We start from the raw sequence: 25,728 nt of genomic DNA, 5'->3' as shown, positions 1-25,728 counted from the left end.
CGTGATGGCTTTCAGCAAGTTTAACTGGAAAAGCTCCCGTTAATTTTGAAGCAAGTAGGTTCTCCGTTAAATTAGATGGAATTTCTCCCGTTAAAATTGTTGTTTTAAGCACTTGGAAGCATTTTTGTTGAGATTAACAGGAGTTTTTCCAGTTAAATGCTCCAAAACAACCAATTAATGAAAATTAACTGGAGTTATTCCCGTTATTTTCGCGCGACTGTTCGAGCTAAAACCGGCTGCGCCGACGAAAGCCTCCTGCATCTCGCATGAGAGCAGGAGCTTCTCGGTCTTATTCGCCCGCGATACCGGAACGCTCGACGCTTTCCACGAAATAACGCTGCGTGAACATATACAGGATCAGGACCGGCAGGATTGTAAGCATAACCCCCGCCATAACTTGGTTTTGCAGCGTAGGCGCCATGCCGAGCGTGCCCGCGGATACCGAGCTCGATGCCTGCTGGAGATCCAAATTCGCGTTTCCGTTGAAGAAGGCCATATTTTGCGCCAGATTGAAATATTCCGGGACGAGCAAATACATGTTGGGCTCGAACAAGTCATTCCAGTGCCATACGACCGAGAACAAGAAGACGACCAGCATCGCAGGCTTCGCGAGCGGGAACATGATCATCCAGTACGTACGGAACGCGCCCGCTCCGTCGATTCTCGCGGCTTCCTCCAGCACATTCGGGAGCGTCCGATAAAATTGGATGAAGATGAGCACGAATAAGGAGCCCTTCAGCCCATGTCCGAGCAGCGCCGGCACCACGAACGGCAAATGCGTATTTACCCAGCCCAGGTCGAGGAAAAAGGTAAACAGAGGGACTACGATGGTTTGCGGCGGTACAAGGAACGTAAACACCACCATCGCCAGAAACAGCGATTGGCCAGGAAAGCGGTAGCGCGCGAAGCCGTAGCCTACGATCGAGCAGCTTATTACCTGCAGGACCGCGCTGCCGAACGAAATAATTACGCTGTTCAGCAAGCCGGGCCAGAAATTGATCTCTTCCAGCGCGATCGAATAATTCGTCAGGCTGAACTGCTTCGGAATCCATTGAATCGTAGCATCTGCTACGTCCTCCGGCCGCATAAGCGATTTCGATACCATGTACAGCAGCGGATAGACGAACACAAATGCCAAGCTAAGAATGACTAAATAGTAGAAGAACGTTCCGGCAACTCCCCGGCCGCGCTTCATCCACGTGATCTTCCAGACCGCTTCCGCTTTGCCTTGAAGGCCGGCATATTTTTCGGTCATACTAGGTGAACTCATGCCCACTACCCCCTACCTTCGGTCGCTGACAAGCTTTTGCGGAAAACGAAGAACACGACCGCCAGCACGACCGAAATCACAATAAAGTAAATCCAGCCCATCGCAGAGCCGTAAGCGTAATTATTCGTTTTGAACACGTTGTTCATAATATGGTTCATAATCTGGTTATCCGTTTTGGTGAACGAGTTCACGACGCTGTACAGCGTGTTCACGAACATCATCGGCATAATCATCGGGAAGGTGATTTTCCAGAAGCTTTCCCATTTTGTTGCTCCATCACATTTGGCCGCTTCATATAAAGCAGGAGAAATGGTCTGTAAGCCCGCGATGAAAATCAGGATCTGAACGCCGGAATCCCACATGACGAGCGTAAGCGAATCTGCATACTGAAGCAGCGGTTCCAAAATACTTTCCGGTATGAAGGCGTTCAGCATGCTGAACAGGTCGTACTGGTAGAAGATCGGGAGCTGGGCAGCGCCCTGCTCCAGCAGCTCCCTCAGAATTGCGCCCGACGCGATAATGACCGGCAGGAAGAAAATGCCGCGAAATAACGTACGGCCGCGAAATTGGCGATTAAGCAGCAAAGCGCTGAACATCGCAAAAATTAGAATCAGCGGCACCTGCGACAGCATCGTCGTAATCGTGCTTTGCAGCAGCGGAACAAAATCGATGTCGGTCGTGAACGCAGCCCGGTAATGGGTTAAGCCCGTATAGGAAGCTTTTAGCCCTTCCTTCGTAACCTCTAGATTATTAAGCGAATAATAGAGTGACTTACCGAGCGGGATGACCATGAACAGCAAGAAACCGACAATCCATATGGAAATGAACGAGTAGCCCTCAAAGATGTGACGGCCCCTCATCGAGAGTCCTAATTTTTTGCCCATGCTCATTCCCCTCCGTTCTGCATGAGATAGCCTGCCGCAGGAACAGAAAGACCATCGACCGTCGCCGGTGTACCGCCATAATTGACAATAACTTTCGTTCCGTTCGCGTAAGTCGTTCTGTAAACGTCGCTGCCCAGCTTCTCGTGATCGGCTATCGCTTGATTCGAGATTGCTTTATAAATGGGCTCAAGCTCTTTATATTGCTCGGCAGCATCATCAATCCATGTCGTATATTGCGAGCTCCACAGCCGGTCCTCCAGCGTACGCTGAAGCTTCGTCGTCGGCGCGTAGGTCAGCTCCAGACTAGGCAGCGCGCCGTATTCAACCATCCGCAGCAGCTCGTTTTGCGCATCGTTACGCAGATTGATCGGGTTAGCCGCATAAGGTACTAATCCGCGCACCGCGATTTGGTAGAAAGGCACGGTCTCGTCATTGTAAATAAAATGGCTGGAATCCAGCGGCACATCGCTTATGCCGTCTATATGCCCGAGCATGTAAGCAAAGCCGTAATCGACCGATGCCCCGCCCGTCGCTTTGCGTACTTCATCAGCGGCTTTTACCCATGCGGCTGCCGTCTCGCCGCGCGTCGTGAGCGATTTTGAATCGATATCGGAATACAGCGTATCTCCCCAGTAGGCAAGATGCACGCCTGAAATGCCCAGCTTCGCATAATCCTTCAGCTCTTTATTCAAGTGCTTGCTGATGACGCGCTCCGGCTTCATCCAGTAGAAGAGCCTGCTGTCGTCATTCCATCTGCTGCCGATAAAATAATCGGTGCTTGGCGCAACCTCCCGGTCCATGCCGCGAATCGCATCCTTCCCCTTCTTCATGCCGTCGCTCTCCGAGAAGGCGCGGGCATAATTAGCTTCCAAATAAAGCGAAACGCCTTTATTAGCCGCATAAGCGGCAAGCTCCTTCAGATCCTTCGCCCCGCCCAGCTTCTTCTCTACCGGGAAATGATCGGGCTGATCGCCATACAAGCCGTCATCGGACCATCCTGCAAAAGTAAGCTCTAAATCCGTTATCCCTTTTTGCTGGAAAGCATCGATAATTTCGCGCGCCTGCTCAAAGGTCGTCATGGTAATGAACGTGCTTCCGAGTACTTCATCCCGCGAAATACCGCCGAGCAGCTTCACCTTCACAGGTACGGTCGTTTGCTCGGCAGGTTTAACCGCCTGCTCGTCTTGCAGGTATTTGCCGTATGCCTGCGCCATGCCGACATAATCAGCCTGCTTATCCTGCAGCAGCACGTAACGCGTTTGCCGATCGCCTTTGATCCAGTTTCCTTGGAAAAACGGAATTTCGCCCGATGTTCCAATAAAGATCACATCGCTCCAGCGGTATACGAATTCCGCGGACGTCCGGTAATACGAAATCGCGCGTATGCCCGATGGCGTACCGTTGATTTTCGCATCATACTGTCCCTTCGTTACGATTCCGAGCGAAGCGATTTCATTCCGGTAGTTGCCGAAAACAGGCAGCGCCACCGCTTCCTTCGGCGCCAGCTTTTGTCTCCACAGCTGATCGATGTTTTCATGCGACTGCGTAACGTAAGCGGGATCCGCGCCGTAAATCATTTCCGAGTAGCCTGCAAAAAATTGCGGATGCTTCGCGCTGTATTTCATAAGCGCGCCTGAGCCGTCCGGCAGGAAGATTGCGCCTTCCTCCGTATCGGCAGCCGCGTTCCAGAACGGCAGCGGCTCAATGCTCACAAATTTTGCTTTGCCTGATTCTTTAATCGAGGATTCCGGAATCGTCAGCTCGAAGCCGTTTTCCACCAAGCGGTACTCCATGGCAAACTCAAGCTTTTCCTTTACGAATTGGAAGGTAACCTTAGCCCCGCCATCGTTGGTTTCGATTTTTAGCTTGTTTTCCTTTTCCTTCGTTAAATACGTTTGAACCGTATCGGAACCCTCCGTGTATTTCACATGAACGGCCGCGTCCATAAACTTCTTGTTATTGGGCATCGTCGTGCGAGGCAGCTGCGGCGTGCCCAGCCACTCCGTATCCGTTCGTTTATCAACGAGACGAATATTGCCCGTCTTCTCGTCGATGTACATTTTGTAGCCGTCGTTTTCCGCAATCTGCTTCGTCGCCGTGACAGGATACAGCTTCACATTCCCCGCGGCAGCAGGTACCGCCGTCTCCACCACGGTGTCCACAGAAGCTTCATCAGCCGGTGCTTCCACTGCTGCCGTCGCTTCCGCCTCAGCCGTGCTTCCGCCAGCATCTTCCTCTGTCTGCACCTCGTTAATCCCTTCCGCGGTCCCGATTGGAGGGAATATGCTGACAACGAGCAGCAATGCCGCGATAATAAGCCATTTTCGTTGTTTCCTCATCTCGTCCACCTACCTTCGGAAGTTTATTTCTTTGAACATGTCTACCACAAAGTTAATAAGCTGATTGACTAAGCCAAACATGAGAATGCCGATAAACCAGATGATCAATATGCCGACGATGCTCAGCACCGTGATCCATATCATTTTCATCAACTCGAAATCATGAACGATTCTGACCTTCAGCAGCAGCAGCCAGCATACCCAATAAACGGTGAAATTGATCAGGAACGAATAAATCGAGCTTTCATCCAGCGCCAAAATATTCGTAAGCAGCGTAATCGGGATAATGAAGATCGCATACGGCACCAGCGCAAACGCGCTGCCGACGAATACTTCCTTGAACTTCCCTTCTCCCTCAAGGATGGCGCTGACTCCCCAATTGGACACGGTCCAGGTTAACCAAGGCACCACGATCCAGATCAGCTCATGCACGAACGAAATCTCGTAGGTTTCCCTCGTCTCAAACGCGTAGCCCGTAATTAGAATCGCAATCATTCTCGCTAAATAAGCGAGTGCGACAATGAAGAGCGCTTGCCCCCACTTAATGCGGCCCGGCTCCTGAATGTCATGGTAGAAATCAATCGGGTGCACGAGCACCTGCCGCATCATTTTAAACGTTGCGATCATGGGGCACCCCTCCCTTCATGCCAACCGCTCTAGCGGTATTTCGAGCTGCTAAAATCGCAGTCATCCTTCTCCACAGGAATGGAATGACATAGCGCAATGCCACGATCAGCACAATGATGGCTAAGCAGATCCATGCAAAATGCTCTCTAATATATTCCTTCCGGTATTCCTTGAACGCGACCGAATAATCGAAGCGCGATCTTGCCAGCTCAAAGTAAGTCATAGCATCCTTATAGTTTTCTGCTTTATAGAGCGATTTGCCGATGGCCAGATAGGCGAGATCGAAGTTTGCATTCAAATGCAGCACCTCGTTCCACATTCCCTCGGCTTCCTTATAGCGACCGTCAACGAACAGCCGCGAAGCATCATGCACCAGATCGGCGAACGGCGTCGTCCGAAACAGATCGATCCGGTTACGTCCTTTGTCTACCACATACACCGTGCCGTCTGCCGACTGCGCAAGGCTCGACGGCGTAATGAACAAGCCGTTCTGATCCCCGAGACCGCCGAACACGAACAAAAAATTGCCCAGCTTATCGTATTGATACACCTTGCTGGATTGCAGATCGAGTGCCGTAATGACGCCGTCCTTGTCGACAGCAAGGTCAAGAAACGACGGTACCTCGAACGGGCCGGCATCGAAACGTCCGCCGTACCTTTTCGGAACGACATTGAGCGTGTCTACGCCAACGGGCGACAGCCGCTTCAATTGATTCATTTCCGTTCCGAGCGTGGACGTGTAAATAAAGCCTTCCGCATCCTGCACCGCATTGGAGAACTCAAGCGGCTTCACGACCGACAGCTTTGCCTTCTGCTCATCCGTCGCGACAAGCTTCACGAACAAGCGGCTCCAACTGAAGCCGACGTGGTTGGCGCCGTAAAAGCCTTTGAATTGGCCGTTTGGATCAATTTGAATGAGTCCCTGCGTGTTGCCGTCGCTCACGACAAACATATAATTACGCTTATCGACGAGAAGCTTCGAGGGAGAATAGGAGAAGGTCGCTCCCAGCAGCGGGCTTTCCGGCTTGCCGTACTGCTTCTCGAATTTTCCGTTTTGATCAAAAATCGCGATCCGCTGGTTTTTCGTATCGGCTACATATACGGTACCGTCCTGCTTTACATAAACGCCCTTCGGCTCGTTCAGCATGCCGTCCCCTTCGGTGTCGCCGATGATTTTCAGAACCTCGTGATTTGCATCCAAATGCACGACGCGGCTGTTTCCGGTGTCAACGACATAAATCGTTCCGTCGTCCGCAAGGAAAACATCCTCGGGTGCGTTAAACGGTCCCGACGACAAGTTAAAACCGTCAATCGAGCTCTCGTACATGTACCCGTTGATCGAGTGAACGTCTTCGCCCAGCTTATTCCTCGTATACCCCTCGTAAGGCGAGGCGGCGAACGTTTGAACCGGTAGAGCCGCAACTAACATCAGTAAAGCGATAGCCGTACTGACAACGCATCGGAATATCGTAACCTGCTTCATCCCGGTTGTCCTCCTACTCTTTCAGACCTGAATGCGCCATCGTTTGCAGCACCAGGCGCTGCGTGACGATAAAGACGATAATCGTCGGCACAATCATCAATAAACTTGCAGCCGCCAATGTGCCGACACGCGCGACCACACCATATCCGCCGCTTAATGTCTGAATCGCAAGCGGCAATGATTTCATATCCTGATCGGTCGTATATACCATCGCCGGATACGGATCGTTCCAGGCGGAGATAAAGCTGAATAAAGCAAACGTAGCAATGGCCGGTTTCAACATTGGCATCACGACAACCCAAAACACCTTCCATTCGGATGCGCCGTCCATGCGGGCCGCCTCAAGTAGGGCATCCGGAATTTGGCGCAAAAACTGCGTCATCAAAAACATCCCGATCGGAGCGGCCAAATAAGGCAATATCATCGCCCAATACGTATTGATCAGGCCGATTTTGCTGATAAGCAAATATTGCGGAATTTGAACGACCATCGGCGAGAACATGATCGCAAGCACGACCATGTTAAAAATCGCGCTGCGGAACGGCATGTTATGCTTCGCGAGCGGGTAAGCCGCCATTGCCGATACGATAATGCCGAAGCCGACGATGCAGGAGCTAATCAGCAAGCTGTTAAAAATAAACCGCGAGAACGGAACGCTCGTCGTTCCCGTTATGAGCAATAGATCGCGAAAATTGATCAACGTCGGGTTGTTTACGAAAAACCGCGGCGGGAACAGGAACAGCTCGCTTGTCGGTTTAAAGGCGGTAGATACCATGTAAACGAGCGGTGCAAGCATCAAAAGACCGAACAACGTTAGAAATAGATAGAGGAGAAAGCCGCCCCAGTCCTTCCTGCCCTTTACTGCGCCAGTCATATCGGTTCAGTCCTTTCCTAGCCATTTGAATATGAGACGGTTCAGTCCGATCATCATGACGAACAGCACGACCGCGATGGCCGCAGCATAGCCCATCTCAAACTTAATAAAGGCGTAATCGAATAAATGCGTCAAAATCGTATGGCCCGCGTACAGCGGACTCGGCAAGCCGACGAGCTGGACACTGACATCGAATACGGTCAGCGAGCTAACGACCTGGAGCACCGCACCGAACAGTAGCTGCGGCTTAACCGACGGCACCGTAATATAAATGAGCTGCTGCCATCTATATTTGATGCCGTCAATTTCCCCTGCCTCATACAAATCCTTCGGTACGTTTTGAAGACCGGCAAGGAAGGCCAGAAAGCCTACGCCCATCGACATCCACAAGGAAACGATAATGATAACGGGAACGATCGAATTAATATTTTGCAAAAACAAATACGGCTCGTCGATAATGCCCAGCTTCGATGCAAAATAGTTGAGCAGTCCCTTGCGGTCGCCCGCAAACAGATAGAGCCACACGACCGACATCGCCGTCGCGCTCGTTATCGATGGCGTGTAGTAACAAAGCGTATAGAAAAAACGGTATTTTTGCGGAATTTGGCTGATAAGCCAAGCCAGCAGAAACGCCATGACATAGCCGACCGGCCCTGTAATGAACGCGAATTTCAAGGTAATGCCAATCGCTTTGAGGAAGATATCGTCATCAACGAACAAGAGCCTGTAATTGGAGAGGCCGATAAATCTCGGCGCCTCCAAAATGTTGTAATACGTGAAGCTCAGAACGACCGATGTGACGACCGGAACGATCGTAAACAGCGTGAACAGAATGAGGAACGGGGCGAGAAACAAGTAGGATACCTTGTTTCTCTTCATTTCCTGCCACAGCAAGGACATTTTCCCCGGCTTGCGGAGGCGCTCCGCTTTTGGAGTGTCCACGGTTATCGCCGCCGGCTCTGTGTTCATTTTCACGGACTATCGCCTCCTTTTGAAGCTGCCTGATCGGCGGGTTCTTCGTTTAAACCAAACTCTTCGCGCTTCTTGCGCAGTTCCTTATCGATTTCCTTAACGCCTTCCTCCACCGCTTCGCGCGGTATCTTGCCGTTCAATACGATTTGGTTCCAAATATTCGCGATATGCCTTGTCGTATAGTAACCGCCAATAACGACCTCGCGCTCCTTGAACCATTCCCATTGCTCCAGGATGGCCTCGATATCCGAGGACTGCCAAGGCATACGCTGCAGCGCTTCGATATTGGCCGTATTCCATCTCGCCTCGACGCCGAGCAGCGCTTCCAGCTCAGAGCCGAATCTTTCCTGCGTATCCGCGCTCGTCCACCACTTCAGGAATTCCCATGACTGTTCCTTCATGTCCGTGTCTTTGAAGATCATGCCCGTTTGCGCTAGGCCCCCGGTCGAACGGTTAATTTGCCCGTCCTCCTGCTGAATGCCCGGCATCGGCTTCATTCCCCACCAACCCGTCAGCTCCGGCGCTGCGGTCGACAGCAGTACATAGGTCGAGTAATCCGCTACCCCGATCGGCATTTCGCCGGAACGGAAGCGGTTATAGAAGTCGGCTTGCTTCGAGATTTTAAAATTCGTGAACAGCCCCGTCCACAGCTTGAACGCCTCCATCGCCTCCGGCGAATCGAGGTTTGAGAATTTACCGCCTTCACGGTAGAACTCGCTGTTCTGCTGGAATAGGAACGGAGCGAATTCATTGATTGCAAGGGCCGGATTGTTCGGCGCATGCGGGTAGAAGAAGTCCATCCCGTTTTGCTGCAAAATAGGGATAAGATCCATCACTTCCTGCCAGGTATCCGGAATTTCTTCCTCCTTTATGCCCAGCTGCTGCATAATATCCTTGCGATAGAACAGCATGTTGAAGTTTTGATTCTCCGGCAGGGCATAGCTGCCGCCGTCATATTTGTAAGGAATGAGTGCGCCTGGCCTGAAGCGCGCGGCTACCTCATCGTAATCTTCGTACTCCTCCAGGTTGACCAGCCCGTTCCGGACGGCGTAATCGATCGGAATTTCGCCCTCTACGCCAAGCGCGACATCCGGTGCCAGACCGGCAGTACTCGCAAGCAGAAGCACTTGCATTTGCTGTGCCGGTATAACGTTGACGTTCACTTTAATGCCCGTTTCCGTCGTGAAATCCTCATCAATCATTTGCTTGATAATATCGACCCAATCACGGCCTCTGGCTACCCATACGTCGAGCACCTGCTCGTCTTCATAGACGTTGCCGATACCGCCGTAATTTTTCGTAAAAGAGCTCGTAAAGTCGTACAGCATCGTGCCCGTTCTGGCCACCCATCCGGCGGCAGGCTTCGGCCAAGCCGTATCCGGCGATTTAATGATGAGATAATCAAGCAGCAGGCTTTGCTTGCTCAGCCCGTTCACCCATGTTCCGAGCGATGCCTGCAGATCATTGAACTGCGGCATTCTTCCCGGAATGGAAGAGGAATCCTCTGCCATGCTCAGCAGCACATCCCGGACTTCATAAAGCGTGCTCACCTCCGAGCTGCCTTCATCGACGCCAAGCGCGTACAGCCCCTTGATCGTTTCATCGAAGCTTTTCGCCATCAGCTGCAGGCGCGGCACCAGGTTCGCAATATTTTGCTCCAAGCGCCAGTCGCCGTTCGGGTCGGGATTCGTCCCGGTTACTTGAATGACCTCGCGTCCCAGAAGAGACATTTTGCGCGTCGTATCCGTAACCGTCTCCAGCATCCGCCCAAGCGCTCCGACCTGCACTTCCATGCGAATCGTGTGCTTGCCCTTCTCCAAATAATAGAGATAAGGTTCGTTGCTTTCGCTATTGCCGCCAAATTTGGAAATTTGGAATTCGGACTTGTAAGGAAAGGAAATTTCATTCATTTCTTTAAAAGGCAGCTTGCCGTCGATGGTTACCGTTCGCTGTGTCGGCATGCCGTTCAGAAACCATTGCCCGTAACGGGCGCCAATCTCATACAAGCCGCTCTCCGGCACCTCGACTTCCCACTCTGCCCATTGTCCGCCCGTCCGCCAGCTGGCTCCGCCGAACGTGTTGAGCACGATCGAATCCTTCTTGAACGGCTCCGTTGCCGGCTCGCGGTCCTCGATCCGTTTGAGCGTGGGATCTGACTTCAAAGTCGAGAGCTCCGCTTGTACTTTTATAAGCTGGCCCTCGGTTTTCTTATAGCCCTTCTGCTCATACGCGGCAGCCACTTCTGCATAGGTAGGCAATTGTACCGGCGAGTAAATATCGATCTTCCCGATTGCAGCCGGCTCGCGCACTGCCTGTATGCGAAGCGTGTGCTTGCCCTTCGTCAGGTAGAACCGGAACGGATCGTACGTTTTCCCTTCCGAATCTCGGAATTCCCGGTACTGCCAGCCTGCTGTCTCTTCCCTGCGCGGATTGAATTCATTGTTTTGATTATCGAACCAAGGCTCGCCTGCTTCCTTCCACATCCTCTGGAATTCCAGCTTTTTGGCCTGGTAAAAAGGATACTGCCCGTCAATCTGCACGCTGCGAACAACCGATGAGCGTTTGCCCTCCATAGCGTAGTAGCTCATCCCCATCTGATAATAGCCGTCCTCCGGCACCTCAAAGGCATAATCCGCCCAGCTATCTTCATCGATTAGCGCCAATGCTTGGCCAGCTTGACCGCCAAGGCCCGTTTCGATTCGCGTCCCCGCCTCGCTGATCGCCAAATAATCAGTTGAAGGCAGCGTCACGCTGAAACCCTTCGTATCCTTTGCGCCCTGCTCATTCCAGCTGTCCGCATATTTATTAAAAGACGGCTCCAGCTTACTGCTGGCGTCTTCACCTTCCAAAATTGACGATTCATCGATTCCCGCATCCAGTGCAATTCCAGCCATCGCATCATCGTTGTAGCCCCTTGAATTATTCCACCACAAAAAGAAGCAGACTAATGCGGCAATGACAACCAATGTTACCTTATACTTACTTAGCCAACGAATCACCAAGGAGCACCCCCTTGCCATACTAGCGTAAACGGCTGCCGTCATTCTCAGGCGGTTCAGCTATCGTTTCGCAATGAAAGTTATTTTGCGGTCGAGCAGAAATACCGAATCATCCTCCGCTCGGAAGGATGATTCGGACCTGCAAAAGCATAGATTACTGCAAGAGCTATTGTGCTAGCTCTTTCACCAATTTTTCTTTTTCAGCCTTCAGCTTGTTCTCGATATTTTCTTGCGTTTGCTGAATCGCTGTTTTGGAATCGATGTTTTTATCAAGCGCAGCGAGCACGCCTTCTACCCATAGCGGCCACGCCAAGCCGTCAAGACGAGTATAGCGTCTTACCGGAATCAAGCTCGCAAGCTCATTGTAGAACTTGTAATCCTCTTGGTCGCCAAGGTACGGATTCGTGTGGTTGATGTACCATTCTTGGCTTGTAATATGCTTATAATCCGGTTGAACCGATTGCTCGATCCAAAGCTTCCAAGCTGCTTCGGAGGTCGTAATGAATTCCACGAATGCCCATGCCGCATCTTTGTTTCCGCTTTGCGAAGGAATAACGAAGGTCGAACCGCCCATGCCTACGTTAAGGCCGAAAGGCATTGTGGTTGCTCTCCATTTGCCCTTTTGATCCGGGAAGTTGATTTCCAGGTCACGCGCGCCGAAAGTTCCCGCTACGTACATCGGGGATTCGCCCTTTTTCACGCGCTGCTTGCCTTTGTCGCTATAGATCCCGTCGTGAGGAGCAATTTTCAATTGGTTAACCTGCTTCGAAATATCAAGGAATTTCACGAATTCATCCGTATTCCGTACCCAGTTCATTTCACTGTCATAGTAGCCTACCGAGTCGCCAAGCCAGTGAACCGGTGAATCGCGCCATTCCATCGAATACTTGCCGTTTGCTTTCAAGGTTTGAGCCAGCGTGAAGAAATTGTCCGGGTCTTGGATGTACTCGCCAAGCTCGGCTGGATCGGAAGGCAGGCCCAGCTCTTCGAAAATGTCTGCGCGGTAGTAAGTGACGGCAGGCGTAACATCCCACGGCATACCAAGCAATTTGCTGCCGTCGATGGATGACCAGCGGTTCCAGTTGTACTCGGACACGAGGCTTTGGTATTTGCCTGCGTCATATTGCGGCTGAAGCAAATCCTCGAGCACGTTGCCAGTGCTGTAACGGGTAAATTGGCCTTGCTCGACCAGAGCTACATCCGGTGCGCCTTTTCCTGCTGCCAAAGTCGTTTGCAGCTTATCATGCAAATCTGCAAACGGTACAAAAATCGTTTTCAGCTTAATGTTTGGATAAACTTCGTTAAATGCCTTTTGGAGCGCTGCATCCTTTTCTTTATTGTCGAGGAACGTCCAGAACGTTACTTCTCCGGAGATGGACGGATCGACGGTCGATTTGGCAACCGCATCCCCGGATTCCGCATTTTCTGCTGCCGGCTCATTCGTCGCCGCTTCGTTCGTGCTTCCTGCATTCGCAGGCGTATTTTCCGTGCCGTTGTTGACCGTGTTCGTTCCGGCACCGCTGGAGCAGGCTGTAACGAGCATGATCATTGCCAACATAAAAATGAAAGTGCTTGCCATCTTTTTCATCTTAATTCCTCCTTTATTTTTTAGAAATAAAGCGTTTACAATTCATCTCTTAAAAGATATAGTCATAAGTACCTGACACGTTTTTCGAGTTAGGCTGAATCACCGAGATTAATAAATTTGTTAATCGTTATTCCAAGCTTTGTTTGAAGCAAAAATGGTTTCTTATGCCTGTCATGCTGTCATGACTCCCCTTAGTAAGCAGCCGTATCCATCGCGATTGGATCATGCAGTTCCGATCGGAAGCACTTTCCAGTTGCGAGAAAGATAAGCAGTGTCTAGCATTATCGCTCGAACCTGCTTAATAAAACATTAATTTATTAACCGTAAAGCACGGTATCGGATTAGAGAACCAATAATCCCGCATGCTGAATCGGCTTACGCTCACCTCCAAAAGAAATAGTAATTATATTAATCGATTAACAACTTTGTTACACGATTAGTTTAACACGTATTCCCATCTTTTCAAGCCCCAAAATTGCATTTTTCAATATTTTTAGTAAGCGCTTTCTATCCCCGTCCCCTCATACCTACTCAGAATCCGCATAACAAAAGGGTTTTCCATGCCTGTGCTCCGTAAAAAAACATAAAAAAAAATCACCCGTTTCCAGGTGATTAGCAATTATATAAAGGTTTTCGGACTTTCCTTTATCATTCGGCCTCGACCGTAAACGGAATAATAAATGTTTTTCCGTTCCGTTGAAATTGGCCCCATATTTTGTATAAACCCGGCTCCGGGAAACTCGTTGAGAAGTCGGCGTTTGGCCCGCTGCCATTCCCATCCTTCGGATGAACATGCAGATAGCGTGTCAAATCCTTATTCAAAATAACGACATGCCCGATCGCGCCTAAATAAGGCTGCAAATCGGTAATCGGCTTCTTCGTCGCTGCATCGTTAAACGTAAAGGTCAAATCCGCCTCTTCGCCCGCTTTGAATGAGGATACCTTTAATGCTGCCGTAATGCCGTCAACGCTTTTGGTCAATTCCGCATCCTTCTCCAGCGGCTCTGCGGTTTCCTTCGCACCTGCAACCTTGAGTGTCGATGTAATCGTCGTCTGGGCGGAGCCTGTCGGAATAAAATCCGCAAACAGCTTGTACGCTCCGCTCTTGGCGAAGGAAGCCGCAGCCTCGAATTTGCCTTCGCCCGCATATTCCGGGTGAATATGCATGAACTCAGCCATATCTTCGCTAACAATGATCAGATGCATCAGCTTTTCATGGTTGACCTCATATTTCTCAATCGGCTTGCCTGCGTTGTCATACAAAAACAACTCGATATTCGTCTCTTCTCCCGGCTTCGGGTTCTGCGGCGAAAAACGCCATTCTTGCGACAGATCCGCGGCAGGCTTTTCCGAGTCGACACCATCACCATCGCTGCCGTGACCGCTATGGCTGTCAGCATCGCTGTCGCCGCCTGCATTTCCGTTCTCGCTTGCAGGATGTCCGCTATGCTCGTTTGCCGCCTCTTGATTATCCGAAGCATGCTGTGCATGCCCGTCGTTAGATGCGCTGCCGCAGCCGGCAGCAAGCAAGCTTAGCACGATGACGGCCGCAGCAGCCGTACGCTTTCGATCATTCATTTTTTCCGATGCTCCCTTATTCATATCGCATTATCGCATCCTTTGCAGCCTGAGCGCGTTCAACACTACGGATACCGAGCTTAAAGCCATAGCTGCCCCTGCCAGCCATGGAGCAAGAAAACCGGCTGCGGCAATCGGTATGCCGATGACATTGTAGGCGAGCGCCCAGAATAAATTTTGTTTGATATTAGCCATGGTAACCTTGCTCATTCGAATGGCGTCCGCGATGCTGTTCAAATCGCCGCGCATCAGCGTGATGTCCGCGGCCTCAATCGCCACGTCGGTCCCTCCGCCAATCGCCATCCCGATATCTGCCGCGACGAGCGCAGGCGCATCGTTCATGCCGTCTCCGACCATGGCTACCTTGCGTCCCTCCGCCTGCAGCTCCTGAACCGCCTTTGCCTTCTGCTCGGGCAATACCTCGGCAAGAACGCGTTCAATCCCGACAGCCTTTGCTACCGCCCGTGCCGTTCGTTCGTTATCCCCCGTCAGCATAATGACCTCGAGTCCCATCGCCTTCAGGCGGGCAACGGCAGCAGCCGACGTTTCCTTTACCGTATCCGCTACCGCAGCCATGCCTGCATATTGACCGTTAACCGCGATGAGCATGACCGTCTTGCCTTCCGATTCCAACCTATGCTGCTCAGCTTCTGCCTTTTGGACATTGACGCCGTGTTTCTCCATCAGCCGCCGGGTCCCTACCAGCAATTGTTGCCCGTTAACCAGCGCCTCAATCCCAAAGCCAGGCACCGCTTCAAAACGCTCCGCATACGGCAGCGCAATCGAACGAGCCTGGATCCCTGTAACAAGCGCTTCGGCTACGGGATGCTCCGAGTTTTTTTCCGCAGCTCCAACCCAGCTGAGCAGCAGTTTTTCCTCAAAGCCTGCGGCAGCCCTTACATCGGTTAATTCCGGCTTTCCTTTCGTCACCGTACCCGTCTTATCCAGCACCACCGTATCAATATGATGCGTGCTCTCCAAATGCTCTCCGCCCTTGAATAAAACGCCGAGCTCGGCCGCTCTTCCCGATCCGGCCATAATCGAGGTCGGAGTCGCCAGGCCAAGCGCGCAAGGGCACGCAATAACGAGAACCGCAATCGCCTTTTCCAACGCATTCCCCAGCTCGCCCGGTTCAATAATCAAATACCAAACCGCAAATGCGGCAGCCGCCAAAATGGTCACGATCGGCACGAAGATCCCTGAAATCCGGTCGGCAACACGCTGAATAGGCGCCTTTGAGCCCTGTGCTTCCTCAACGACCCTGATGATCTGAGCGAGCGCCGTTTCTTTGCCGACTTTTGTGGCTTGCATCCGCAGTACGCCGTTTTTATTGATCGTAGCGCCAATCAGCTCATCGCCTTGCCCTTTCTCGACCGGCATGCTCTCTCCGGTAAGCATCGCTTCGTCAACGGTGGACGAGCCGTCCAGTACGATGCCGTCAACGGGAATTTTCTCGCCCGGCTTTACGAGCAGGATATCGCCTGCGATAACTTCCTGCACGGCTATGCGCTGCTCTTCTCCATTCCGAATCACGAGCGCCGAAGCGGCTTGAAGTCCCATCAGCGTCTTGATCGCTTCGGAGGATCTTCCTTTCGCCAAAGCCTCCAGCAGCTTGCCGAGCACAATCAAGGTAATGAGCACCGCGCTTGTCTCGTAATAAAGCTCCGCCTCATGAGCGCCGTGCCCAGACGGATTTAATGTCCGGAACGTCTCGTATAAGCTGTAGAAGAACGCCGCTGACGTTCCCAGCGCTACGAGCACATCCATATTGGCGCTGCCGTTTCGAAGCGCTTTGTAGGCACCCACGTAAAACGGCCAGCCGATAATGAACTGAACCGGCGCAGCCAGCGCCAGCTGAAACCAAGCATTCATAAACAGCTGCGGCACCGGCAGGAAGCTCGTGAATGCGAAATGCCCTGCCATTGCCCACAGCAGCGGCAAGGAAAGCGCGATGGCAGCGGCAAGCCGCAGCTGCTGCCGTCTAATTTCTTGCTTCTTGTAATCACCGGCGCTCTCGTTTGAATCCTCCGTCTGCTTAATTGTGCCATAACCCAAATCAATAATTTTTTGCTCCAGCTTAGCATCATCTACCACAAGCGGATCATACCGAACCGACGCCCGCTCCAGCGCCAAATTTACATTGGCCTCGACGCCTTCCATCCGATTGAGGCCTTTCTCAATCCGATTCGCGCAGGCCGCGCAGGTCATTCCCGTAATTTGAATGGTCGTTTGCGCTTTATCCATGCATGCTCACCTACCGCTACTATACCCTCACGGGGTATATATTTTTGTAAAAAAAGAGAGGCTGGGCTCAGCCTCTGCTTGCTTCATCATTACGCGATGCCTATGCTTTAAACCACATCGTAGCCTTGATCCTCGATGGCTGCTTTGACGGCTTCAAGCGTTACTTTGCTTTCATCAAACTCAACCGATACCTTCTTGCCCGCCAAATCAACCTTGCCTACGGCACCCGCATTGCCAACTGCTTTCTCAACTGCGCTTACGCAGTGCCCGCAAGTCATTCCCTCTACTTTCAATACTGCATTAGCCATTTTATTATTCCCCTCTCCGACTATTTCATTAATTTGTTAACCGTAACAAGCAATTCATCAATCACTTCGCTCTCGCCGGCTTGAATGCGTTCAATGACGCAGCTTTTCATGTGTCCCTCAAGCAGCAGCTTGCCGACGCTGTTCAGAGCGGATTGCGCGGCCGCAATCTGATTAAGCACATCATCGCAATACGTATTCTTCTCGATCATGGCTTTTACGCCTCGAATTTGCCCTTCAATCCGATTAAGGCGTTTCGTTAAATTATCCTTCATCTGATCGGAGTGATGGCTCTTGCGAGGGGCAGCCGAATCGCAGCATTCTGCGGTAGAATGATCGTGTTCCCCTTTGTTTATTGCGCTTTTGTTCATTCGACATACCTCCATGGGGTATATGTTTCTGAGATCAGCTTATCATACCCCCATGGGGTATGTAAATACCTTTTTTTATTTTGTGTTTTTATTCCATTCCTGGCACTTTTATTATGGTGGTCAATATGCTACGATCCTCGTAAACAACTGTAAACCACATCTAATCGGAGGAATAGCAGCTTATGGATTATTATGCACATGTCAAATGGTTCACAGACGTCGTCCCGGAGAAAGTACCGATCGCCGCAGTGCTCTCACCTTTTTTCATGACACTGGCCGTGTTCGTTGCGGTTCTCCTGGCGGTCCTGACCCAGCTTTTGCCGGCGATTTCCAAATCGAAGCTCTCGACGCGAATTGACAGCGAGCTCGATAAGCTTAGAAAATATTCCTTGCCGATTCTCAAATACGGCACTGCCGCATCGCTTCTCATACAAGCCGCTTCGGGAACACGCTTCGCGCTTGAGTTCGAGCTGACAAGCGGCTGGCAGACCATCCTCATGTGGACAGCAATCGCACTTCTGCTTATTCCGCAGCATTATGCGACGAAGATCGGAGCGCTTGTCATGCTCGTCTTGTTTATTGACACGGGCATCGAAGCCGGACTGTTCCATATGCTCGATTACGGCTTTTATCTCGCCATTATCGGCGTCCTTCTCCTCGAGAGAACCAAGGAATCTGAGTGGGGCTTCCCGCTTCTCTACTTAGGAACCGGGCTGTCGCTTTGCTGGGTCGCCGTGGAAAAATGGATTTATCCCACGATGGCAGAGGATATTATCGCGAACCATAACGTGCCGACGTTCGGCTTCCAGCCGGCGCTGTTCATCGTCATGGCAGGGTTCATCGAATTTGTTGTCGGTTATTTGCTTGTCGTCGGCATTTTGAACCGGCTGTTATCCGTCGTGTTGACGCTTATTTTCATCTCAACGACGATGCTGTTCGGCATGAAGGAGCTTGCCGGTCATTTTATGATCCATATCGTGCTGATCCTGTTCATTATCGAGGGCGCCAGCTTCTATAAGCCGCCTGTCTCGATGCACCGCACGGTGATCGATCAAATGATATTCGTATCGCTCAACTTTATCTTTGTGCTAGCTACCTTCGTGCTTATTTATTATCGCTTCGCTTAACTTGAAAAAGAGAGGATGATCCTTTATGAAAAACGTGATCAATTTCGCCCACCGCGGCGCAAGCGGCTGTTGTCCTGAAAATACGTTAGCTGCATTTCAGAAAGCTTTAGAGCTGGGCGCTACAGGTATCGAGACCGATGTCCAATTAACCAAGGACGGGCAGGTCGTCGTCATTCATGATGAATCCTTGGCAAGAACCGCAGGCTTAAATAAGCTTGTAAAAGATACCGAGTATGAAGAGCTTTCTACCCTGGACGCAGGAAGCTGGTTCGCCCCAGAATTCCATAATCAGCGGATTCCCACGCTTGAGCAGCTGCTGGAGCTGCTCAAGCCAGCCGGCATTGTTCTCAATATCGAGCTCAAAAACGGTTCCATCCCCTACCCCGGTATCGAGGAGAAGGTTATCGGAATGGTTCGGGATTACCGCATGACGGAACGCGTTATTATATCGAGCTTTAATCATTATTCGCTTGTGCGCTGCAAGCAGCTTGCGCCTGAAATCCGTACCGGGATTTTGTACATGGAAGGTCTTTACCGTCCATGGGATTATGCGGCGTCGCTCCAAGCCGATGCGCTGCATGCCTACAAATATGCGGTAACGCCGGAATGGGCAGCAGAGGCTTCCGCGCACGGCATCGCCTATCACCCTTTTACAGTCAATGATCCATCTGAAATGGAGACGCTGATCGACGCCGGCGCGGCAGGCATCATTACCGATTATCCTGATCGGCTGGCAGAGATTCTGGCAAGGAGAGGAGCAAGCGCAGGGTGAAAAAAACATGGCTGCTCGGATTCGGTTTTTTCAGCATCAGCATCACATGGGCGCTGTATAACGCCTTTGTCCCATTTTTCCTCGATAATTTTTTGAAAAGCACCGCACTTATCGGGTTTATGATGACGATCGATAACTATTTCGCTTTATTCTTACAGCCATGGATCGGCAGCCGCAGCGACCGCACAACCAGCCGTTTTGGCAAAAGAATGCCTTACCTGCTTATCGGCATGCCGCTCGCCGCCCTGTTTGGCGCATTGATTCCATGGCATACCAGCCTGCTTACGCTGGTTTTGTTCATGGTCATGATGAACCTGTCGATGAGCTTATACCGCTCTCCAGCCGTTGCGCTTATGCCGGATATCACGCCTGACAGCAAACGGACGCAAGCAAACGGCATTATCAATTTTATGGGCGGTATCGGCTCCATCATCGCTTTTGGCGGAGGCTCGATTCTTTACGAGAAGCACGCTTCGCTGCCCTTCCTTACGGCATCCGTATTAACGCTGGGCTGTCTTGTCATTCTCTTCTTTGCGATTAAGGAAAGACGCGATGCGATTGCCTACAATGCAACCGAAGAGAAGGCCAAAATCTCTTTTAAAGGACAGCTGACCCGCCCGACTCTCTTTCTGCTTGGCGCGATTTTCTTCTGGTTCCTTTCCTATCAAGGCGTTGAAGCCTTCTTTACCTTATATGGCAAAAACCATTTGCAGCTGACCGAAGGTCAATCCTCCTTCTCGCTCGCTTTCTTCTCGCTCGCCTTCGTGCTAGCCGCCATTCCAAGCGGCCTGCTAGGCAACCGTTTCGGCAAAAAGCTTATTATCACCCTTGGCGTCCTCGGCCTCGTCTTGATTTTTGCCGCCATTTCATTCGTTGATTCGCTGCTCCCGCTTCGGGCACTGCTTCTTATCGGCGGCATATGCTGGGCCATGATCAACATCAATTCCTATCCCTTTATCGTTTCACTCGGTAAGGAGCAAAGCATCGGTACGCGCACCGGTATCTATTATTTGATATCCTCGCTTGCAGCCATCGCTTCTCCGCCGCTGATGGGTTCCTTGATTGACCTGTTCGGCTATTCTGTCTTATTTTATTTCTCATCGGGCGGTATGATTATCGCTTTGCTCTTTCTTCTCGGGGTTAAGGATAAAGGCTTGGCAAGGACAGCGGACGATACGGCTGCGACGACAAGTTTTTGACCCCAAAAAAGCGCAACAAAAAATCCGGCTCCGCGTCGTTATATGACGCTGCCGGATTTTTTTGTTGGCGATTAGTGAATGCTGCCCTTGCTGAAACCGCCGCCCATGACGTCGGATACATGCTCGATGGCAATAAAAGCATTCTCATCGATGGATTGCACAATAGCTTTTAGCTTAGCCAGCTCCAGACGGGATACCACGCAATAGATCATTTGCGTCTCATCCTTCGAGTATCCGCCGCGGGCCTGAATCAACGTTGTGGTGCGGCCAAGCCGATCAATGATCGCTTGCGATACCTCTTCGTATTCGGATGAAATAATCGTAACCGATTTGGATTCATCGAGTCCTTCCACGACAATGTCGATCAATTTAATAGCGATATAGTATGTAAACATCGAATACATAGCCGAATCCCACTCAAAGACGAAACCGGCGACTACAAAAATAACCACGTTAAAAATCATGATAATCTGTCCGACCGGCATGCGCAGCTTCTTCGAAATAAGAATCGATACAATCTCCACGCCATCCAGCGATCCGCCGAATCGAATCGCAAGACCGACGCCCGCTCCCAGAATAAGTCCGCCGAACAATACAGCCAGCAGCTTCTCCTCCGTAAATGCTTCAACATGATGGAGCAGCGACGTTGTAACGGACATGACAATAATGCCGTACAGCGTCGAGATCGCGAAGGTTTTCCCTATTTGCTTATAACCGAGAATTAGAAACGGTACGTTTACAATGAACAAGAACACGCCTAGGGGAAGCGAAGTTAAATGCGCCAGCATAATCGAGATTCCGGCAATGCCTCCGTCGATCACGTTATTGGGCACTAGAAACAATTCCAAGGCAACGCCCATTAGAACCGAGCCGATCGTAATGAATATAAACCGTTTAAAAATTTCTAAAGATGATAACCCCTTATGTACCTTTGCCAACAGCTCAACCTCCGTTTTTTCTTATTCTATCCTTTAACCTTAGCACAAAATTGGTATTTTCTCAAAAATGCATGTACCCCGTTTAGAACATATGCCGCATACTCACGTCCCTATTCCGCCACAATAACAAAAAGCGTTTCCCAGCAAAAAAGGAGTGTTCAAATGAAGCTGCCGTTCATTATTATCGGATATGCCATATCCAATTTGATCTACGATTACATCATGAATCTATTTGACGGTATGACTTTTCTGGAAGCCTGGTTCAGCCTAGGCACGTATTTCATCATGCTTACGACCGCGGAATACCTAATGATCTTTATAAGCCTGCTGGTGCTGATCTTAAGCCTGTTTCCCCCGGCCCTCAAGCAGCGCTTTGCTTCTTTCTCCGCGCCAAAGCAACGATTAACAGAACGACCGGGATCGCAGTCTGAAAAGGAAATGCCACGTAAGGGTTGATGATATAGCCCTCGATATAATTTTCCACCGCATTTTCCGCAACCATAATCGAGGAGAAAAAAATAATAATGCCAAGCGGAACCACAACAGTCTGAATCCCCTTTAGCTTCCACAAATCGGTCACGGCCATGACGGCCACGTAAAAATAAACAACGGCCTTAAAAAAATAACTGATGACCAGCGTAGATAGCGAAATGCCGTCCATTTTCTGAATAAAATCCCCGATGTTGATCTTCGAAGTGGTTGCCAAAAGCGGTATCATCGATCGGCTAAGCAGATCCGGGCCAAGCACCGAAGCGTTAAGCGCCATCGTATAGCTAAGCACCAGACCCGAGAAAATGGCGGCCATGACGCCAATCTTCACTACCGAACCCGTTTTTTTTGTATCGACATACGGAAAAAACATCATGACTACGACCATCTCGGCATAGGGCAGGAAATAAGTAAGCGGAATCGAGTTAATGACCGTTTTCCACCCATTTTCGAGTAAAGGCAGCATGTTGTTCACATCAATGATATTCGAGAAAATGACAAATAAATTCCCGAGTACCCCGAGAACCACCATGACGATTAAAAAAGTAACGATCGTCCGCGTCATGGCTTCTATCCCCTGATAGACGATATAGATCAATGCAATCGCCATTAAACACAGCAGCGCAATAAGCGGTGTTTCGTCGTAAACAGCAATGGACATGACATTGCCGATTCCGCGAAAGTTACGCACCGATTGATACATGAAGTGGACGCTGTAGAGGAATACAACCGGTTTTCCAATGTAGGGTCCGAGGATTTTGGGCACAAACGTTGTGAAGGGTTCTTTTGGATAGAGCATATAGAGCTTCCCGTAAACAAGCAGGATACAGAGACCCGGAATAAGTCCGAATAAGATGGCTATCCATGTATCCTGTTTAGCGGTCCCGCCAACGCCAAGGGCTATTACCCCGCCTAACTCAAACATGACGATGATGCTAAAAAATTGAAGACCGCTGATTTTTCCTGATTCCATAAGCAATCACCTTTTGGCCTTTTATTTCGATATGTTGCTCAAATAGGATTTGTTACGCAAGCCCTGATGGCGAATTTCGGTATGCACGGTTACCGTTACTTCGCTTTCCGCAAAAGCGCTGCTCCAATCCATCTTCAGCTTGCGCCACTGCTTGGGATGCTCCCGCCTAAACAACTGGCCCAGCCCCAGCATGTCCCGTTTGTCGGACTGCGCCTGCTTAAACGCCGTCATCACTTCCTCGCGGATCGCATCCGCCCATTGCTTCTCGAGCTTGTCGATGGCCTCCGGCTTGCTCAGGTCCAGCGGAACCTGCAGCTCGCTTACGGAGCCCTCGGCGTTGATCATATAGCGGAAGCTAAGCTTGTTGCCGGCCAGCTGCGACTTGACCTTCGTTTTGCCCTTCAATACCTCTATACTGACCGCTTTCGGCTTACCCATTGCATCAATCGTCATAACGGAGCTATCCATCTTATTGCGAGCCCAGATGACCCCTCTGGCCAAACTTCCGTCCAGCCATTTCTTTAACTTCCCATCCTGCATGACAGCCATTCCGCTAATATTGATGCTCGCGGCCGGACTCGTTCGCTCCACGTTGCGCTTCACAGTCGACTGATTCAAGTCTCCAATCAGCCTAACGCCGCTTACAAGCAGCACGTTCTCTTCCGAGACCATCATTTTGATTACATCATCGATATAGACCGTCAGGTTCTCCGACCATAGCCTCGTGCTGTATTCCATCTTGCCCATGACCGCGTTCGCGGGGATTTTCTCCAGCGGCGTCAGCGTGCGAACGACCTGCTCGGCCTCTCTGCCCCGCGCGACAAGAACGATAGCCGTAAGTCTCGTCTCCCGTGACCGGTCAAAGAAATCAAACAGCTCCTGCATCCCCGCCTTGGCGAGTGATTCTCCAATGACGACAAGCCGAATATGGGCAAAAAACAGCTGTCGCGGCACTTTGCGGGAGCTTTGGCGAATCGCCTCATAGATTGAGCTTCCTGTCCCGGTGTAAACCGTAGCCGGCGCTCCATATGCGCTGCCTCCGGCAACGATCCCAGGCGCCACCTGTCCGGAGTTCGCAACCTGAAACGATACCTTGTATTTATTTCCCGGCGCTTTGTCTATGCCAAGAGCCATTACGATGGCCAGCTGCTTCGGCTCGCGGCTGTTCCAGCAGCCTGTCAAAGGCATTGCCGCGGCCAGCAGGATCAGCACATAAACGAGACGTTTCTTCATCCTTTTCCCTGTCCCCGCTTTAGATTAAATGCAAAATAAGGCATTCCAATCGACTTTAAGCTGGATAAATGCGCCACTAATATAAACAATCCGATCAGGATGCCGAATAGTCCGAATACGCTGGCCAAAATCATTAAGACAAAGCGTAAAATACGCACCGATATCGCAATATTAAACGCCGGCGCCGTAAAGCTGGCAATGCCTGTCGCCGCGACAATAATGACCATGGCTGCAGATACGATGCCCGCCTGTACCGCAGCTTGCCCTAATATCAATGCGCCGACGATGGATACGGCTTGTCCGACCGCCCTTGGCATGCGAACCCCCGCTTCCCTCATCAGCTCAAAGCTAAGCTCCATCAGGAGCGCCTCGACAATGACCGGGAAAGGCACGCCTTCCCTCTGGGCGACAAGGCTGATGAGAAGCGGCGTAGGAATCATTTCTTGGTGAAACGTAATTGCGGCTATGTACAAAGCGGGCAGCATAAGCGAGATAAAATAGCCAACGTATCTCAAGAGCCGGATCAGGACGCCGATATCGGAAAGCTGATAAACATCCTCCACCGATTGAAAGAACTGAAAAAAAGTAACCGGTGCAATAAGCACAAAAGGCGTACCGTCTACGATGACCGCAATGCGCCCGTCCATTAAATGCCCGACGACGCCATCGGGCCGTTCCGTATCATAAATGGTCGGAAACGGCGAAAGCTTTTTATCCATCAGATGTTTTTCAATCGTCCCGGACTCTAGGATCCCATCCTCACGAATGGCGTTAAGCCGCTTCCGCATCTCCTGAATCACTTTCTCATCGGCAAGCCCGTTAATATACATCACCGCAACATCCGTTTCCGTCAAATCCCCTACGGTAAACATTTCAAGCCAGAGGTTCTCGTTTTTAACCCGACGGCGAATCAAGGAAATATTGGTGCTGAACGATTCCGTAAAGCTGTCTTTTGGCCCGCGAATCGTCACTTGGGTCGTAGGCTCCGTAATCGCTCGCCATTCCATCCCTTGGGTAAAGACAATGACAGCCTCGCTGCTGCCTTCCACAAAAATAATCAGGTCGCCCGTTACGACCGCGCGAATAACCGTTTTCCAGTTCATTGATTTAGCTGCGCTGCCGATTAGTGATGCCTGGGCCATTACCCAGTGCAGCGGATTTAGATGCTCGTCCCGCTCCTGTTCGCAGGGCCTGCTTTCATCGAATAAATGGGTGATCACATCATCGATGGCTTGGCGATTAGAGAGATTGGCATTGTAAACGACTGCGGCAGTCAAGCCCGGCTCGACGCTTCGCGAGTAATGCCGGATAACATAATCAGGGCTTTGACCAACCGTTTGATAGAGATGCTCGATATTCAGTTTCATTTGCTTGACCAGCAAGGTCTCGTTTCCGGCTGTGGTTTGAACATCCGCTTGCGCCATTCCATCACCCCATGTTGAAGTATTCCCGGGAATAAATGG

At 50.9% G+C, this 25,728-nt stretch carries 20 protein-coding genes; 3 read left to right on the top strand and 17 right to left on the bottom strand.

The annotated features are described in order from the left end of the window. Nucleotides 1-289: 289 nt before the first annotated feature. The 13 genes from MRBLPE1_RS12970 to MRBLPE1_RS12910 all read right to left on the bottom strand — a co-directional run bounded on the left by MRBLPE1_RS12970 (nucleotide 290) and on the right by MRBLPE1_RS12910 (nucleotide 17,534). The gene (locus tag MRBLPE1_RS12970; protein WP_364145866.1) at nucleotides 290-1,270 is read right to left on the bottom strand and encodes a carbohydrate ABC transporter permease; all 981 of its coding nucleotides are present in this window, start codon (nucleotides 1,268-1,270) and stop codon (nucleotides 290-292) included. A 5-nt stretch (nucleotides 1,271-1,275) separates the two neighbouring features. Continuing rightward, the gene (locus MRBLPE1_RS12965) at nucleotides 1,276-2,154 is read right to left on the bottom strand and encodes a carbohydrate ABC transporter permease (RefSeq protein ID WP_364145865.1); all 879 of its coding nucleotides are present in this window, start codon (nucleotides 2,152-2,154) and stop codon (nucleotides 1,276-1,278) included. A 2-nt stretch (nucleotides 2,155-2,156) separates the two neighbouring features. Then, a complete protein-coding gene (locus MRBLPE1_RS12960; RefSeq protein WP_364145863.1) occupies nucleotides 2,157-4,493 on the bottom strand; it encodes a DUF5696 domain-containing protein in 2,337 nt (778 codons plus the stop codon). Nucleotides 4,494-4,502: 9 nt separating this feature from the next. Beyond that, nucleotides 4,503-5,120: a YIP1 family protein gene (locus tag MRBLPE1_RS12955; RefSeq protein ID WP_364145861.1), complete on the bottom strand. Its 618-nt coding sequence runs from the start codon at nucleotides 5,118-5,120 to the stop codon at nucleotides 4,503-4,505. Next, nucleotides 5,104-6,603, bottom strand: a complete 1,500-nt coding sequence (locus tag MRBLPE1_RS12950) for an NHL repeat-containing protein (protein WP_364145859.1) — start codon at nucleotides 6,601-6,603, stop codon at nucleotides 5,104-5,106. The genes MRBLPE1_RS12955 and MRBLPE1_RS12950 overlap by 17 nt, the downstream gene beginning before the upstream one ends. Before the next feature lie 13 nt (nucleotides 6,604-6,616). Continuing rightward, nucleotides 6,617-7,477: a carbohydrate ABC transporter permease gene (locus tag MRBLPE1_RS12945; protein WP_364145858.1), complete on the bottom strand. Its 861-nt coding sequence runs from the start codon at nucleotides 7,475-7,477 to the stop codon at nucleotides 6,617-6,619. Nucleotides 7,478-7,483: 6 nt separating this feature from the next. Continuing rightward, the gene (locus tag MRBLPE1_RS12940) at nucleotides 7,484-8,446 is read right to left on the bottom strand and encodes a carbohydrate ABC transporter permease (RefSeq protein WP_364147263.1); all 963 of its coding nucleotides are present in this window, start codon (nucleotides 8,444-8,446) and stop codon (nucleotides 7,484-7,486) included. 2 nt (nucleotides 8,447-8,448) lie between these two features. Further along, a complete protein-coding gene (locus tag MRBLPE1_RS12935; RefSeq protein ID WP_364145856.1) occupies nucleotides 8,449-11,448 on the bottom strand; it encodes an extracellular solute-binding protein in 3,000 nt (999 codons plus the stop codon). 166 nt (nucleotides 11,449-11,614) lie between these two features. Beyond that, complete coding sequence (locus tag MRBLPE1_RS12930; protein ID WP_364145854.1) at nucleotides 11,615-13,036, bottom strand: ABC transporter substrate-binding protein; 1,422 nt, start codon at nucleotides 13,034-13,036, stop codon at nucleotides 11,615-11,617. 648 nt (nucleotides 13,037-13,684) lie between these two features. After that, nucleotides 13,685-14,614 carry a hypothetical protein gene (locus MRBLPE1_RS12925; protein WP_364145852.1) on the bottom strand — a complete coding sequence of 310 codons (930 nt, stop codon included), beginning with the start codon at nucleotides 14,612-14,614 and terminating at the stop codon, nucleotides 13,685-13,687. A 30-nt stretch (nucleotides 14,615-14,644) separates the two neighbouring features. Beyond that, entirely contained in the window at nucleotides 14,645-16,858 is a 2,214-nt protein-coding gene (locus MRBLPE1_RS12920) for a heavy metal translocating P-type ATPase (protein WP_364145850.1), read from the bottom strand. Nucleotides 16,859-16,965: 107 nt separating this feature from the next. After that, on the bottom strand, nucleotides 16,966-17,166 hold the full coding sequence (locus MRBLPE1_RS12915; RefSeq protein ID WP_364145848.1) for a copper ion binding protein: 201 nt from the start codon (nucleotides 17,164-17,166) through the stop codon (nucleotides 16,966-16,968). A 20-nt stretch (nucleotides 17,167-17,186) separates the two neighbouring features. Beyond that, entirely contained in the window at nucleotides 17,187-17,534 is a 348-nt protein-coding gene (locus tag MRBLPE1_RS12910) for a metal-sensitive transcriptional regulator (protein ID WP_364145847.1), read from the bottom strand. 182 nt (nucleotides 17,535-17,716) lie between these two features. On the opposite strand from MRBLPE1_RS12910, the gene MRBLPE1_RS12905 reads away from it, so the two are divergent. The 3 genes from MRBLPE1_RS12905 to MRBLPE1_RS12895 are packed head-to-tail and all read left to right on the top strand — an operon-like array spanning nucleotide 17,717 to nucleotide 20,632. Further along, on the top strand, nucleotides 17,717-18,661 hold the full coding sequence (locus MRBLPE1_RS12905; RefSeq protein ID WP_364145845.1) for a DoxX family membrane protein: 945 nt from the start codon (nucleotides 17,717-17,719) through the stop codon (nucleotides 18,659-18,661). Nucleotides 18,662-18,686: 25 nt separating this feature from the next. After that, nucleotides 18,687-19,433, top strand: coding sequence for a glycerophosphodiester phosphodiesterase (locus MRBLPE1_RS12900; RefSeq protein ID WP_364145843.1), 747 nt, complete (start codon nucleotides 18,687-18,689; stop codon nucleotides 19,431-19,433). Then, nucleotides 19,430-20,632 (top strand): SLC45 family MFS transporter, encoded by a 1,203-nt coding sequence (locus MRBLPE1_RS12895; protein ID WP_364145842.1) that lies wholly within the window; start codon nucleotides 19,430-19,432, stop codon nucleotides 20,630-20,632. Before MRBLPE1_RS12900 ends, MRBLPE1_RS12895 begins: the two co-directional genes overlap by 4 nt. A gap of 71 nt (nucleotides 20,633-20,703) precedes the next feature. Here MRBLPE1_RS12895 and MRBLPE1_RS12890 read toward each other — a convergent pair whose 3' ends face one another. The 4 genes from MRBLPE1_RS12890 to MRBLPE1_RS12875 form a co-directional block, all read right to left on the bottom strand. Continuing rightward, a complete protein-coding gene (locus MRBLPE1_RS12890) occupies nucleotides 20,704-21,570 on the bottom strand; it encodes a YitT family protein (RefSeq protein ID WP_364145840.1) in 867 nt (288 codons plus the stop codon). Between the two features lie 361 nt (nucleotides 21,571-21,931). Beyond that, entirely contained in the window at nucleotides 21,932-23,032 is a 1,101-nt protein-coding gene (locus tag MRBLPE1_RS12885; RefSeq protein ID WP_364145838.1) for a GerAB/ArcD/ProY family transporter, read from the bottom strand. Between the two features lie 21 nt (nucleotides 23,033-23,053). Then, a complete protein-coding gene (locus MRBLPE1_RS12880) occupies nucleotides 23,054-24,265 on the bottom strand; it encodes a Ger(x)C family spore germination protein (protein WP_364145837.1) in 1,212 nt (403 codons plus the stop codon). Next, a complete protein-coding gene (locus tag MRBLPE1_RS12875) occupies nucleotides 24,262-25,689 on the bottom strand; it encodes a spore germination protein (protein WP_364145835.1) in 1,428 nt (475 codons plus the stop codon). The genes MRBLPE1_RS12880 and MRBLPE1_RS12875 overlap by 4 nt, the downstream gene beginning before the upstream one ends. Nucleotides 25,690-25,728 lie beyond the last annotated feature (39 nt).

Source organism: Paenibacillus sp. LPE1-1-1.1 (assembly GCF_040676435.1).
Classification (GTDB): domain Bacteria; phylum Bacillota; class Bacilli; order Paenibacillales; family Paenibacillaceae; genus Pristimantibacillus.
Note: the sequence above shows the minus strand (reverse complement) of the source record. Positions and strands in the feature narration are given on the sequence as shown.